Origin of the sequence: Bradyrhizobium sp. 521_C7_N1_3 (genome assembly GCF_052075975.1) — a bacterium.
GTDB classification, from domain to species: Bacteria; Pseudomonadota; Alphaproteobacteria; order Rhizobiales; family Xanthobacteraceae; genus Bradyrhizobium; species Bradyrhizobium japonicum.
Genome location: NZ_CP197232.1, coordinates 1,145,357 through 1,159,552 on the forward strand (window position 1 = coordinate 1,145,357; position 14,196 = coordinate 1,159,552).

Annotated in this window: 15 protein-coding genes; 10 read left to right on the forward strand and 5 right to left on the reverse strand. The window is 63.8% G+C overall.

All coding sequences use genetic code 11. From position 1 onward, the window contains the following. Positions 1 to 8 precede the first annotated feature (8 nt). The 9 genes from AB7008_RS05315 (at position 9) to AB7008_RS05355 (ending at position 5,712) form a co-directional block, all read left to right on the forward strand. Entirely contained in the window at positions 9 to 920 is a 912-nt protein-coding gene (locus tag AB7008_RS05315; RefSeq protein WP_441258575.1) for an urease accessory protein UreD, read from the forward strand. 26 nt (positions 921 to 946) lie between these two features. Then, positions 947 to 1,249: an urease subunit gamma gene (locus AB7008_RS05320; RefSeq protein ID WP_028148889.1), complete on the forward strand. Its 303-nt coding sequence runs from the start codon at positions 947 to 949 to the stop codon at positions 1,247 to 1,249. Between the two features lie 6 nt (positions 1,250 to 1,255). Next, the gene (locus tag AB7008_RS05325; protein ID WP_248881327.1) at positions 1,256 to 1,483 is read left to right on the forward strand and encodes a HupE/UreJ family protein; all 228 of its coding nucleotides are present in this window, start codon (positions 1,256 to 1,258) and stop codon (positions 1,481 to 1,483) included. Beyond that, complete coding sequence (locus tag AB7008_RS05330) at positions 1,480 to 1,818, forward strand: urease subunit beta (RefSeq protein ID WP_441258576.1); 339 nt, start codon at positions 1,480 to 1,482, stop codon at positions 1,816 to 1,818. The genes AB7008_RS05325 and AB7008_RS05330 overlap by 4 nt, the downstream gene beginning before the upstream one ends. 12 nt (positions 1,819 to 1,830) lie before the next feature. Then, positions 1,831 to 3,534, forward strand: coding sequence for an urease subunit alpha (gene ureC, locus AB7008_RS05335; protein ID WP_441258577.1), 1,704 nt, complete (start codon positions 1,831 to 1,833; stop codon positions 3,532 to 3,534). 23 nt (positions 3,535 to 3,557) lie between these two features. Then, complete coding sequence (locus AB7008_RS05340; protein ID WP_441258578.1) at positions 3,558 to 4,256, forward strand: urease accessory protein UreF; 699 nt, start codon at positions 3,558 to 3,560, stop codon at positions 4,254 to 4,256. After that, on the forward strand, positions 4,253 to 4,942 hold the full coding sequence (gene ureG / locus AB7008_RS05345; protein WP_304492700.1) for an urease accessory protein UreG: 690 nt from the start codon (positions 4,253 to 4,255) through the stop codon (positions 4,940 to 4,942). Before AB7008_RS05340 ends, ureG begins: the two co-directional genes overlap by 4 nt. Further along, complete coding sequence (locus AB7008_RS05350; protein WP_441258579.1) at positions 4,939 to 5,250, forward strand: chorismate mutase; 312 nt, start codon at positions 4,939 to 4,941, stop codon at positions 5,248 to 5,250. Before ureG ends, AB7008_RS05350 begins: the two co-directional genes overlap by 4 nt. A 66-nt stretch (positions 5,251 to 5,316) precedes the next feature. After that, complete coding sequence (locus AB7008_RS05355) at positions 5,317 to 5,712, forward strand: VirK family protein (protein ID WP_441261188.1); 396 nt, start codon at positions 5,317 to 5,319, stop codon at positions 5,710 to 5,712. A 10-nt stretch (positions 5,713 to 5,722) separates the two neighbouring features. Here AB7008_RS05355 and AB7008_RS05360 read toward each other — a convergent pair whose 3' ends face one another. The 5 genes from AB7008_RS05360 to AB7008_RS05380 form a co-directional block, all read right to left on the reverse strand. Next, positions 5,723 to 6,076: a hypothetical protein gene (locus AB7008_RS05360; protein ID WP_441258580.1), complete on the reverse strand. Its 354-nt coding sequence runs from the start codon at positions 6,074 to 6,076 to the stop codon at positions 5,723 to 5,725. A 187-nt stretch (positions 6,077 to 6,263) separates the two neighbouring features. Beyond that, a complete protein-coding gene (locus AB7008_RS05365; protein WP_441258581.1) occupies positions 6,264 to 7,043 on the reverse strand; it encodes a copper chaperone in 780 nt (259 codons plus the stop codon). A gap of 9 nt (positions 7,044 to 7,052) precedes the next feature. Beyond that, entirely contained in the window at positions 7,053 to 8,705 is a 1,653-nt protein-coding gene (locus tag AB7008_RS05370; RefSeq protein WP_441258582.1) for a tyrosinase family protein, read from the reverse strand. Positions 8,706 to 8,939: 234 nt separating this feature from the next. Further along, positions 8,940 to 9,977 (reverse strand): thermonuclease family protein, encoded by a 1,038-nt coding sequence (locus AB7008_RS05375; RefSeq protein ID WP_041956294.1) that lies wholly within the window; start codon positions 9,975 to 9,977, stop codon positions 8,940 to 8,942. A 313-nt stretch (positions 9,978 to 10,290) separates the two neighbouring features. Then, positions 10,291 to 10,785, reverse strand: a complete 495-nt coding sequence (locus AB7008_RS05380; protein WP_028157314.1) for a hypothetical protein — start codon at positions 10,783 to 10,785, stop codon at positions 10,291 to 10,293. Between the two features lie 261 nt (positions 10,786 to 11,046). Here AB7008_RS05380 and AB7008_RS05385 point away from each other — a divergent pair, with 261 nt between their 5' ends. Continuing rightward, positions 11,047 to 14,088, forward strand: coding sequence for an ATP-binding protein (locus tag AB7008_RS05385; protein ID WP_441258583.1), 3,042 nt, complete (start codon positions 11,047 to 11,049; stop codon positions 14,086 to 14,088). The last annotated feature ends 108 nt before the right edge of the window (positions 14,089 to 14,196 follow it).

Here is a 14,196-nt window from a genome sequence, read left to right on the forward strand (position 1 = left end):
CGAGACGGATGTTTGAGGCAATTCACGAGCGCTCTCGCGGGGCGTCCGCGGCTCATCCCGGCCACGCGAGAGACGGGCAGAGCGCCACGGAAAAATTCGATCTGCAGCGCGCCGCCGGGGAAGCTCGCGTGGTGTTCTCGGGCGCCGCGAACGGCACGGAGATCATCGACGTCTATCAGAAGTTTCCGATGGCCGTTGCCTTCCCGAATGTCGATGATCGTCGGCGCAAGGAGGCGGTCCTTATCAATACCTCGGGCGGTGTCGCAGGCGGCGACGAGATCAGGATCGAGGTGGTCGCTCAAGGCAATGCGTCGGTCGCGGTGACCACGCAGGCCGCGGAGAAGGTCTATCGGGCGCTGGATCGGCCTGCCCGAATCCGGACGCGGTTAAGGGCCGAGGGAAATGCCCGGCTTGCGTGGCTTCCGCAAGAGACGATCGTCTTCAACCAGGCGCGCATCGCGCGACAGACCGAGATCGATCTGAGCTCGGGCACCGAATTGATTGCCCTCGAGTGGCTGGTTCTCGGCCGCATCGAGAGCGGCGAGGAGATTCTCGCCGGGCATATCCTGGACAGTTGGCGCGTCAGGGTCGACGGCCGTCTGGTATGGGCAGATGGCTTCCTCGCCTCCGACCAGGCGCTCCTGCAGCTTCGGAAGACGGCCCTGCTCTCGAACTGGAAGGCGATCGCGACCATGATCTATTTCGGTCCGGGTCTCGAGGCCCGGCTCGAGAGATTGCGCGAGATCGGTGCGTCCCTGGAATGCGCGTGCGGCGTCACGATCGTGGGCGCGATCATCGTGGTCCGGGTCGCCGCGATTGCAAGCGTGGATCTCAGGCGAGGTCTGCGCCGCTTCCTCGATCAACTCAACCATGAGCTCGGATCCGGTCCCTTCGGAGTGCCGAAGATGTGGTCCTGTTAACCGCGCGGCCAAGTGGGAGGAGCATCTTGAATCTGACGCCACGGGAACGAGACAAGCTGATGATAGCCCTCGCCGCGATTGTTGCGCGCGGCCGGCTCGCGCGCGGCGTCAAGCTGAACTATCCCGAAAGCATCGCGCTGATTTCGGATGCCATCATGGAAGGCGCCCGCGACGGACGATCGGTCGCGGATCTGATGTCAGAGGGCGGCCGGCTGCTGCGCCGCGACCAGGTCATGGAGGGCATCCCGGAAATGATCCGCGAGATTCAGGTGGAGGCAACGTTTCCGGACGGGACCAAGCTTGTCCCGGTGCACAACCCGATCCGATAGGAGCTGATGATGCGTATCGTTCCGTTTGGTGCCGCCGCCGCGTTGAGCCTGCTTGTATCGCCGGTCTTCGCTCATCGTGTCCCAGGGGCGGGCAGTTCGTTCGACGCCGGTCTCGTCCATCCGTTCAGCGGCGCGGATCATCTGATTGCGGTCACCTTGGTGGGAACGTGGAGCGCGCTCGTGGGCGTATGCGCCGGGCTTGTCGGGCTGCTGCTGCTTGGAGGCGTGGCATGATTCCCGGGGAGGTCATTCCGGCCGACGGCGACATCGTCCTGAACGGGGACAGGACGGGACTGTCGATTGCCGTAGCCAACACCGGCGACCGGCCGGTCCAGGTGGGCAGCCATTATCACTTCGCCGAAGTGAACGCCGCACTCGTGTTCGATCGATCCGCCGCCCATGGGTGCCGCCTCGATATCCCGGCGGGGACGGCCGTGCGGTTCGAGCCGGGCCAGTCGCGCGAGGTCTCGTTGATCCCGTTTGCCGGAGCGCGGCGCATCTACGGCTTCAGCGGCGGCGTGATGGGACCTCTGGACTCAGGGACCAATGCGTCCGGCGCCAACGAATAAGATGAGGAAGACATGTCCCACACGATGAGCCGCGCGGCCTATGCGCAGATGTTCGGCCCCACGGTCGGCGACAGGGTGCGCCTGGCGGACACTGACCTCTTCATCGAGCCCGAGAGGGACCTCACGATCTATGGCGAGGAGGTCAAGTTCGGCGGCGGCAAGGTCATTCGCGACGGCATGGGACAATCGCAGCTCACGCGCGCGCAGGGGGCGGTCGATACGGTCATCACCAACGCGCTGATCCTCGATCACTGGGGAATCGTCAAGGCCGACATCGCGATCAGGGACGGGCTCATTGCCGCCATCGGCAAGGCGGGCAATCCCGACACACAGCCGGGTGTCTCGATCATCATTGGGCCGGGGACGGAAATCATCGCGGGCGAGGGCAAGATCATCACCGCCGGCGGAATGGATACGCACATTCATTTCATCTGCCCGCAGCAGATCGACGAGGCGCTTTTCTCGGGCGTCACGACCATGATGGGTGGCGGCACCGGACCTGCCGCTGGAACGACGGCGACGACCTGTACGCCGGGGCCATGGCACATCCATCGGATGCTCGAGGCGCTGGATGGGTTCCCGATGAACTTCGGCATTTTCGGCAAGGGCAATGCGAGCGTCCCTGCGGGCCTGATCGAGCAGATCGAAGCCGGCGCGTGCGGCCTGAAGCTGCACGAAGACTGGGGCGCAACGCCCGCATCGATCGACTGCTGTCTCTCCGTCGCCGACGACATGGACGTGCAGGTCATGATCCACACCGATTCCCTGAACGAAGGCGGGTTCGTTGAGCGCACGATCGCCGCGTTCAGGGGCAGGACGATCCATGCGGCTCACACCGAAGGGGCCGGCGGCGGGCATGCGCCTGATATCATCAAGGTCTGCGGCGAGAGCAACGTCATTCCAGCCTCGACAAATCCGACGCGTCCCTACACCGCGAACACGCTCGACGAAGCGCTCGACATGCTGATGGTGACCCACCATCTGGACCGTCGCATTCCGGAGGATGTCGCCTTCGCGGAGAGCCGCATACGAAAGGAGACGATCGCCGCGGAGGACATCCTGCACGATCTCGGCGCGTTCTCGATCGTGTCGTCGGATAGCCAGGCGATGGGGCGCGTCGGCGAGGTGATCACCCGGACATGGCAGACCGCCGACAAGATGAAGAAGCAGTTCGGGCGGTTGCCGGAGGAGACCGGGCAGAACGACAATTTCAGGGCGCGGCGCTACGTCGCCAAATACACGATCAATCCGGCCATCGTGCAGGGAATGTCACGCCATGTCGGTTCGGTCGAGGTCGGAAAGCTCGCGGACATCGTCGTCTGGGATCCGGCGTTCTTCGGGATCAAGCCCGACATGGTCCTGAAATCCGGCATGATCGTCGCCGCGATCATGGGCGACCCCAATGCATCGATACCGACGCCTCAGCCGGAATATTACCGGCCGATGTTCGGTGCCTTCGGCCGTTCTCCCGGCAGAAATTCCGTGACCTTCGTCAGCCAGGCCTCGCTCGAAACGACGAGACAGCTGGGTCTGGCAAAGCAACTCCTGCCGGTCTCGAACACGCGGTCGATCGGCAAGCATTCCATGATCCTCAACGACGCGCTGCCCCGCATGGAGGTCGATGCTGAAACCTACGAGGTGCGGGCCGACGGACGGCTGCTCACGTGTCCGCCGGTGAATGTGGTCCCGATGGCGCAGCGCTATTTCATGTACTGACGCGTTGCCGGCATGGTGGTGCGATGACAGACCAGACTTATGGACAAACGGCGCTGGCGTTCCTGAGGCTGCAGAGCTGGCTTTCGCCGTCGTTTCCGAACGGGGCCTACAGCTACTCGCACGGACTGGAGTGGGCCGTGGAGGCCGGCTATGTCTCCGATCGGCGCAGCCTGGTCGATTGGCTCGAGGCCGACCTTTGCTACGGCTCCGGCCGGAACGAAGCCATCTTCTTCAGCGAAGCCTACCGATGCGTGGCCGAGGGCGCCGAGGACCAGCTCCCGGATCTGGCCGAACTCGCAGCCGCTTCCCGCGGCACATCCGAATTCGTGCTCGAATCCGCACAGCAATCGTCGGCGTGCCTTGCCACCCTTCGCAGTGTCTGGCCGGATCGAATTCTGGACATGTTCTCCGACCCGAAATGTCCGCCGGTGCTGGCCGTCGTGCTCGGAGCACGAGCGGCGCGCGAGCGGATTGCCGCCGACATCGCGCTGCCGGCGTTCCTGCACAGCTACGTCGCCAATCTGGTGAGCGCGGGCGTGCGATTGGTGCCTCTCGGTCAGACCGATGGTCAGCTCGCCATCGCGGCGCTCGAGCTGCCGATCCTGTCGCGCAGTGAAATCGCAAGCCGCGAGACGGTCGACGATCTCGGTTCGGCGGGCCTGATGGTCGAGCTCGCGTCCATCGCACACGAGCTCCAGTATACGAGGTTGTTTCGGTCATGAAGACGATTGAACGCGAGAGCAGGTCTCCCCGCACACCCGGCATTGCGGCAACCAACGGGCCGCTGCGTGTCGGCATCGGCGGTCCGGTCGGTTCCGGAAAGACGGCGCTGGTCGAGGCGCTGTGCAAGCACCTGCGCGATTTCTACGAGATCTACGTCATCACCAACGACATCTACACCAAGGAGGATCAGCTCATTCTGACCCGCGCGCAGGCATTGGCGGCAGAGCGCATCATGGGGGTGGAGACGGGTGGCTGTCCGCATACGGCCATCCGGGAGGACGCCTCGATGAACCTGGCGGCGATCCACGACATGAACCTGAAGTTTCCGGACGCGGAGCTTTGCTTCGTCGAGTCGGGCGGCGACAATCTCGCCGCCACCTTCAGCCCGGAGCTTGCGGACCTGACCGTCTACGTGATCGACGTCGCCGCAGGAGAGAAGATCCCGCGCAAGGGAGGGCCGGGGATCATGCGATCCGATCTGCTGGTCATCAACAAGATCGATCTGGCTCCCATGGTGGGCGCGAACCTGGAGATCATGGAAGCGGACGCGCGGCGGATGCGAGGCGCGCGACCGTTCATCTTCTCCAATCTGAAGAGTGGCCAGGGTGTCGATGAGATCGCGGGCTTCATTCTGCAGAAGGGCGGGTTGTCCGCCGCGGCGCTGTCTGGAGGTGCCGAGCGATGACGGATGATGATCAGGAGTTTGCCGGCGACCTAGCCAGGCTGCGCCGCAGCATCGACAATCTGGATGCGGCGATGGTGCACCTGCTCGCAGAACGCTTTCGCTGCACCGATGCGATCGGCGAGATCAAGGCCAGGCATGGGCTGGAGTCCCGGGATCCCAGGCGTGAAGCGGCGCAATTGAAGCGGCTTCGCATGCTCGCCGCACAGAGCGGGCTCGATCCGGATTTTACCCGGAAGCTGCATGCCCTGGTCGTTCGAGAGGTCATCACCAATCATGAGGCGGTGAAGTTCGAGTCGGGAGCCGGCTAGAGCCGCCAACCCTGGGAGCCACATTTGTCGAATGATCTGCGCAGCTGTGCCGCCGCTCTGGCGATCGTGGCAAGCTTCTGGACGCCCCCCGCGATCGCGGACGAACCCGGAAACGCCGATTATACGGCGCTGAACAAGGCGATCCTCGATGGCAAGGAATTTCGCATGCTCGTCGACCTTTCAGCCTGTCAAGTTCGCGGCACGGGCGCGGCGGGACCTCCGGTCAAGGCGAGCATGCGGTTTGACGGATACATGATCCAGCCTGACGGGACGATCGCTTTTGCAACGACCCATTTCACGGTGAGACCGGACAAGGCGGTCAGGGAATTCCTGTCGTTCAGGGTGCACCCAAACGGCAGGATCGAAGCGCGCACGATGATCCTGGACGCCGTCAATGACGCCGTTCTCAAGGATACGGCATTCGATTGCGAGATTGGAAAAGGCGCGACATTCCACTGGTGACGCGCGGTCGTTACGCGGACTGGTCGATCAGACTGCCGGGCTGCTGGTCCTTCTTCTCCAGCTGCTTTTCGATGGCGTCGCGGATCTTCTGCTCCACCGCCGCTTTCTGGTCCGGGGTCATATTGGCGAGGTCGGCCTCGCTGAGATTCATGCTCTTCAGAATGGCAGCCCGCATACGATCGAAGGGATTCATCTTCGCGTATTTCAGGAACTCCTGCACGACGCTGCTGTCGCCCGATGCACTATCTCCGTTGGCTTGCGGGAGCCCACCATTGTCGGTCGCCGACGACTTCGATGCGCCGGTCGCTGAGCCGGCTTTCGCAGGCTGGTAGCCGAAGATTGATGCTCCTGGCGTGACTTGCATGTTCGGCCCCCCGAGACGATCGCGAAGGGCAAGCAACGTGCGTGCCAGATCCTTTCGTTGGATTTCCCGATGTTTCCGGGCTCGCGCTCATCGGCGGCTTGAAAAAATTGCCGGTGCGGCGGGGTCGCCGGCAAAGTTTGCCCGGTCGCCTGCGGGAATCGCGTCGTCGCGGTGTCATCGGCACCGATCAGGTTGCCTTCACTCCGGCGCTCTCCGATCGTCGCCAAAGGCCGAGCCTGAACCATAGCAGCCTGGCAGCGGTCGATGGCCATCGCACCTCCCAGGCCGGGCGCCGCGGTTTGTCCAGGCGCTCGGCAATCAGGAATGCACTGATTGCGGCCATCGCCGGCAAATGCCCGCCTTGCGTCGCCAATGGAACGAGCATCAGCGCCCAACAGGCGCCGCAACACCAGATACCCTGGGTGACGCCATATCCGAGTGCAGCCAGGTCGGCCCTGATCCCATACGCCGCCAGCGGCGGCAAGTCGTGGCAGTGGTTCAGGCAGATCTGTTTCCCGGGGGAGAATTGCCAGACCAGGACGAGCGATCCCGCCAATGCGATCGTGACGATCGATGATGATTGCATCAGTTGCAGCGCCAGCACGGCCAGTACGATGGGAATCCCACAGGCAGCCCAGATGGCGCAATATCCGATCATGAAGAGCGCCATCGACCGCATGCGTCGACGCGGCAGGCTTCGTGCACGAACGTGCCCGACGGCGCCCGCGAGCATCGGCGTCATCATCGCCGCGACCATCAGCATCCATTCGCCGGCGAATCTCGCCGGCGAATAGAACGTCATGGCAAGGGCGAGCTGATCGAGCGAAAGTACCGGCCAGACATCGCTGTTGCAGAAGGCGACGAGCCTGCGCTGGTCCGACAACGCCACGACGGCCGCCCACGCGGCGGCAGCCGCGACGGTGAGCGGAATACGGATCTGCAGACGCTCGTAGGCCGCGGGCGTCATCAGCGGACGTCAATCGCCCTGTCGGACGATGCTGATGCGGCCGACACTCACGTCGGCCGACTGCTGCACCGGCGCGACGGCTTGGAGGCGAACGCCGACCTTTGCGGGATCGACGGTGCCCGAACCGGCGAACTCCGAATAGGGCTTGGTAATGTTCAGCGTATACGACAAGCCGTCTCCCGCGTGCCCGGTATCGCTCTCCGTCGCCTTGGTGATGCCGAAGAGCCCGATGCTCCCGACCTGCCGCTCGACGGACGGCGCGCCGTCCTTCCCCGCAAACTGCAGATAGACCTGCAGCACGGTGGCGTCGGAATATCCGCGCACATTCTCCAGATTGAGAAAGACCTGCTCCGCGCGTGCCCCGGGCGCGGGGCCGGCAGCCAGCCTGGCGGCGACTTTCGTGTGCGTACGCGCATCGAGTTGCACGGAGGTCTCGGCACCTTTCCCTGCGACGGGAAGCGATTGGGCATTGGCGCCAAGCACCTCAACTGCTGCTCCAGTCGATCTCGCCATCGCGACCGCTCCTGCTGGTGTCGCTGTCCTGCCGGCAACGGCCACCAATGGTGCGCCTGCCGGCGAGAAATCGCTGTAAGTATAGCCCACCCCGGCAAAGTCCGACATCTGTTCCGGCGTGTACTCCCACGGCGAGCCGTCGGGGAGAGGAACGACAAATTTGTGCTGGCCGAGGCTGGCAGGTCCCTTCTTCCAACTGGCTTCTTCCGGATCCGTGTTCCGGGAATCGCTCTGCCTCCAGCTTTGCCACAGCCGATCGATATTCGCGTGGTGCAGCCAGAAGATGGGATCCAGACCGGCCGTCACCGGTGACGACATCAGTCCCGGCAATGGCCTTGGGCTCGCCTCCGGGAACATCTTCTCGCCGCCGACAAGGCCGTGAACCTGATCGTGCGGTTGACTTTCGATGTCGCCATGCTTGGTACCGCCGTGCTCGAAGCCGGTGTCGATGCCACCGAAGCCGCGGTCGCCGCCACTTGCCACGCCGGTGAACTCGTGAACGTCCATCGCATCTAGGTTCACGGCATCGAGCGGGACGAAGACCTTGCCGGGCTGCGAGGGATCGCCGGGTCCCCACCGCTGTTCAATGAAGAGGGGATTGTTGCCTGTGCCGTCTGGCCAGTCCGGGCTGCCGAATGCCGGCGGCAAGCCATCCTGACCGGGTTTGAAGTAGTTCCAGTAGGGCAAGGTCCAGTCAGGCGGCCCACCGAGCGTAACGACGGTCGAGCGAATGAGCTTCTCAAACCCGATCAGATAGCCGCGGTGCCACGGCAGAAAATACCAGCTGCCGTGCTGACACTGCTGCCAGAACTCGTCGAAGTCGGCCTGGGCAGGAACCTGCTCGCCGGCCGCCTTGTAGCCGTAGAACTCCCACAGGCCCTGATGATAGCCGTGCATGCCGGCCCAGAAGCGCCAGCTGGTTCGATCGTTGAGCGGCTTCGGCCTCAGCGCGCCAACCGCGCGCGCGTACCAGAGAATCGGATCTGCCCAGTCGCTGCCAAGCTCCCACACGTTCTGTCGAACAAGCATGCCGTTCTCCTTGTCGCTTGACTGCGGCGCCGGCCCGCCGAGAGAACGGGCAGGCGGCTCCGCCGGATTGGTCTTCCTCTCATCCACCAGCCCGCTTTGAGAGCCGGCATCCTGGGTCACCCGGACTTTTGCCGAGGACGCCTTGCAATCGCCGCGACCAGGAAAATAGACGAAAAATCTATGGTTGTGTAGTGGCGGATTCTAACCGCTGGCGCGAGCGGTCTTTGATCGGCCGGCGTCGGCCGCCGGAAATGCCTGCAACGACAGGAGAATAGCGGCGCATGAAGATGCGAGCTCACGGCCGGCAACAATCTGCGACAAAACGCCGTCAAACCCGGTCGGCCGCGCGCATCCTCAGAACGTCGTGATCGGCTTGCCGTCCGCCCCCACGAGACTCGACGGCGCTTCGCCGAACACCAGCCCGTCCGGCTGAAACTTGATCGTCTTGCCGCCCTCGACGAAGTCGGCGAAATTGCGCGGCGTGGCCGAGTGCACGCCGTTGGTCAGGAAGTCGTCGATCTCGTAGCAGGTGTCGGGCTTGCCGCCGGAGCCTTCGCCCAAGAATTTCTGGAAGGTCTGGCTCGTCACCTTCGCCTTCTTGCGCGCCGACCAGTTGGTGTAGCGGCGATAGAGCTTCGGCAGGATCACCGGGCCCTTGTCGGTCGCGAGCACGTCGGTCTCGTTCTTCCTGGGTTCGCGCAGGTCGAAGTCGAAGGCGGGAATGGTCTTGGCGAGATGCTTCCAGACCGGCAGCTTCTGCGCGCGTGCGGGCTTCGCGAGCGCGAGGAAGGCCTTGATCTCGTCGTCGTTCATCGAAGAGTAGAAGGTCGGATAGGCAAAGCCCTGTTCGACCAGCCAGTGGTTGATGTCGATGGTCTTGCCGGCGACCGTCACCTCGATGTCGCCGACCAGCCGGCCATAAGTATCGAACACCTCGTTCGGCGCATCGACATGGGTGAACACGCGGCAGGCGAGCGTCGGCCCGCCGGCGCTGCTGAGGAAGTCATGCAGCGCCTTGCTCGTCGTCGCGCCAAGAAACTGCCGGTAGGGGTGTGTGACCTCGTGATAGGCCTGCCGCTTGGCGTCGCTCAGGCCCTTCTTCTCGGCGGCCGAGAGCGGCGAGGGCTGATAATGCAGCTCCGGCGCGTCGATGCCCTGAAGGCGAATGGTGAGCTTGCCGTTCTTGATCGGCGCCGTCGCAGTCCGGCCCTTGACCTTGGCGCCCTCGAAGACATGCGTCGGCTGGAACGGCACCGAGTCGTTCTTGCGGAAGCGGATCGCGTCAGGGGCGACATTCACCACGACCTTGGTCGTGTCGGCGTCCGACCGGCCCTCCGGCCAGAACTGGCCGACATCGATGGTGCCTACGACCTCCAGCAGTCCAACGGGCATCGGGCGCTCCTGTTCTAGCGCAGGACGATCGCCTCACAGAGGCAACTCGCATGCACTCCGAGGGGCAGCGAATCATTTTCGTGCGACAGGCCCATGACGGGAGATGGGACAGGCGCGACACGTTACGGCTTCGGCAACGGCTCTCGGCCGAAGCGGACCATGGCGCTCTCGTGATGGATCGCTCGAAAGTGGGGATGGGCAGACTGTGGGCCAGTCGCCAGTGGCATGAGCAGTCGGCAAAAACAACGCGCCCGCGCGCCTGGAGCACGCGGGCGATGGTAATTGCTTGAACGAAGCAGAACGTTTCTGGAGATCAGGACCTGTGCGGGCAGACCATCGTCAGATAGAGCAGCGTAGGAGCCTTGTCCTCGCCCTTCTTGTACTCCCACTCCAGCCGGATCTCGTGCCGATGCGCGAAAGCATCGCTTGCCGCGTGGGTGATGATCTTCGTCTTCATCGGAATCGGCGGCTCGGAGTTGAAGCATTTCCGGACACAGGCATCGAGCAGATCGCATCGGGTCAAGGGAATGACGCCCGGCTCATCCTTGGACAGGGGGACCGTGTTCGGCTGGGTGCTGAGGTCGACGCGGGCCCGGCCCTTCTCCTTGTGCCAATACTTGGCGCTTCCCTGCGGCCAATTCGATGCCGGGTTCAAAATCAGGTGGTACTGGCCGTATTCCAAAGTTGGCAGGTCGATGTCGTCCGATGCCTTGAGCTTCGCGACGCTCTTTTTCATATTCGCCAAAGGATAGTAATTGCTGTTCATCAAGTCTCGAAATGCCTTGCCGCTATATACCAGTCCGGCCATCGCCTCTTTCCTCAATATGTCTGTTTGTCAAAACCTGTAGCGGGACCGGCCGAAAATACGCGTCACGCTGCGGCCGATCACGCAACTTGTTGTGCGCAGTCACGCCGCCACTCAGGACTGTACTTCGCCCAGCGGGCTACCATCCTGTAACATCACGTATCCCGCAAGCCCAATTGCCATGCATTCCACTATGGGTAATGTACGTCAAACGCCTCGCGGGCGTTGGAGCGGACTGCCGAGGCAGTCGTTTAAGGCGCTGGAATGCATTGCTTCGCGTGTCAGTCGGCGATTGGTCCGGGCGACAGCTGGTGCTCCAAATGCGGAGCGGCGGTCCGTCAGCGCATCGACCCCGACAGCGAACGGCGGTTTGTGACGATTCTGCGCGCCGACGTCGTCGATTCCACAGGCCTTGTTGCCGAGCTGGAGCCGGAGGCGGCGGTGTTGCGCCTTGAACCGGCGCTCGCGGCAATGAGAGGCGCGGTGCGCCAGTTCGGCGGCATCGTCAGCAAGGAGTTGGGCGACGGGTTGGCCGCGGTATTCGGCGCCCCGATTGCCGACGACAACCACGCGCCGCTGGCCTGCCACGCGGCCATTGAGCTGGTCCGGCGTGTCGGCAGCCTGGGCGATCCCGGACTTCAGGTCCGGGTTGGCCTCCACTCGGGCCATGTCGTAGCCTACATGGTCGCGAGCGAATTCTCCAAGGTCTACGAGATCGGCGGAGCAGCCCAGCATCTGGCCGCGCGGCTTGAGGCAGCGGCCGAGGCGAACCAGATCTACGTCTCCGAGGCCTGCCAGAAGCTTGCCGACGGGCACGTCCGCTTTGAATTCCTCGGCCGCAAGGCGCTCCGTGGCTTTGGTGAACCCCAGCCTGTGTACCGGGTCATGGGTGCGAGCGATCTTTCGAGCTGGCGGGTCCGGCGAGCGCGCAGTATTTCCCGTTTCGTCGATCGCACGACGGAGCGGGCCTTGCTGTGGCGTGCTGCGGAAAGGGTCAGCGCCAGTCGGCAGACGGTTCTGCTGATGGGAGACGCCGGCATTGGCAAGTCGCGGCTCGCGCATGAGTTCGCGCAGGACCTCCGCGCCAGCGGCTGGCGGCTGATCGATGCCGAGTGCAGCCCGAATCTCCAGGGTGCGCCGTACAGCGCCCTCAAGCGTCTGTTGCTGTCGATCCTTGATCAGACCAAGGCGGACGATCCCAGGGACGCGTTGCCAGCAGTACAGCAGCGAGCGGTCGACGCGGTCCTCGACCTGCCGATTTCCGATTCGCAATGGGACGAATTGGAGCCTCACGCGCGTGGTCGTGCGATTTCAGATGCAAGCTGCGCGATCGTCGAGGGCGTCGCCCGTCGCCAGCGCACCATTCTTCTGATCGAGGACCTGCACTGGATCGATCGGGCCAGCGATGCCGTGGTGGCCACCCTCTCAGGGCTGCAATGCCCCGATTTGCTCGTGCTGCTGACGACGCGGCCCAATGGAATGCCGGTGTGGATCGCACGCTGTCGCCCGGAAATCGTGGCGATGCGGCCTCTCGACGACGATTCGGGCCTGGCCATGCTCGCGGATATGCTTGGCCCCGCCACGACCAACGCAGACCTGAAGAATCGGATCATTTCTCATACGTCCAACGTTCCGCTGTTCATCGAGGAAGTCTGCCGCAATCTGAAGGACAGCGGCATGCTCCTTGGTCAGTGGGGTGATCTTTCCCTCGCGCGTCCTGTTGATGAGCTGGGTATCCCCAGCAGCATCCAGGGCGTCATCGCGGCGCGCCTTGATCGCGTGTCACGACAAGAACGGTCACTCCTCCAGATCGCTGCGGCGCTTGGACATCGAGCAAACCAGGCCATGCTGCGGAAGGTAGCGGCCTTGCCGGAAGACGTCCTGCAGGATTGCCTTACCGCGCTCGATCGCGCCGAACTGCTCGTCAGGATCGACAGTGAATTGGAGGACTCGCTCGAATTCCGGCATGAGATGGTCCGGCAGGTGACCTACGATTCGATGGTCGAAAAGGTGCGGGACGGCATCCATGCCAGCATACTCGCAGCGCTTGAGGACGATGAGGCATGGGCCGATGGTCCGGACACGCTCTGCTATCACGCGACGAGGGCAAAGGATTGGCAGAAGGCGTTTCAACACGGCAGGAGCGCCGCTCGAAAATGTCTGGTTCGCTCGGCCTATGCCGACGCGGTCGACTATTTCGAGATCGCGATGGGATCTCTCGACAAGACTCCTGTGACGCACGCGCGAGAGGTGGACGCCATCGATCTCCGGATGGAGGCGCGTTTGGCCTTTGCCGGATCGGCGCGTGTCGCCGAAGCCCTGGATTTGGGAAGGGAAGCAGAACGCCGAGCCGATGCGATCAACGACATTGGGCGCAAGGTCGCGGCCATGACGATGAGAGCGGGGGCGCAGAATTTCTATGGAACGCCCGTCGAAGCCGTCGCGATCGGCGAAGACGTCGTGCATCTGGCGGAGACCTCGGGCAATCCCGCCTGGCGCAATCTCGCGCAGTATGGCCTCGGGCAGGCCTATTTTCTTGCCGGGCGCTACCATGGCGCAGAGGAAATGCTGGCCGCCGCCCGCGCCCATCTCGCCGCGCCCGCAGCCAGTGCCCCAATCGGCACGACTGCACGATCTTTGCTCCTGCTGTGCTGCATGATGAACAGCATCACCCACACCGTCATGGGCGAGCTCGACGCCGCCGGCCAGCTCCAGCGACAGGCCGCCGCGATCGCGGAAGAGACCAACCGTCCCTACGACCGCGTCGCCGCCGCCTATAGCGGCGGCTGGCTGATGCTCGGGCGCAATGAGCCGGCCGCGGCCGCTGCCATTCTCGAAGACGGGTTCGTGCTGGCGCAGAAGCACGGCATCCGGCTGTTCGTGCCGGTGCTCGCCTGTCATCTCGGCATCGCCTATCTGGAGCAGGGGCTGTTCGACCGGGCGCGCGGCATGCTGGCCGAGGCGCGCGAGGAGGCGAAGGCGGTCGGCTATACCTCGGCGGTGCTGCGCAGCTCGATCTACCTTGCGCTCGCAACCTTCCGCCTCGGCGAAGTCCAGGCCGCGCAGAACATGCTGCGCGAGGCGCGCAACACCGCCCGCCAGCAGGGGTTTTCCGGCCTCGAGGCCGAGGCCCTGTTCGGCGAGGCCATGGTGACGCCATCCTCCGGCGAGGAGAACAAGGCAGCCATCTTCGCTGCCCTGCGTGCGACCGTCGCGATCGCCTCCGAGAGCGGCGCGCTGCCGCTCCAGCACAAGGCCGAGGCGATGCTGACCGAGATGCTCGCCCGGGGTGGCGAGCTGACCTGACCCTGCTCCCTCCCTGGCGTGCGATCGTACCGTCCGGCTGATTTTTTTGCCCGACGGGTCATTTGAGTTTCGCAGGCAAAGCAAGGACTTAAGAGACCGTCGCTACTG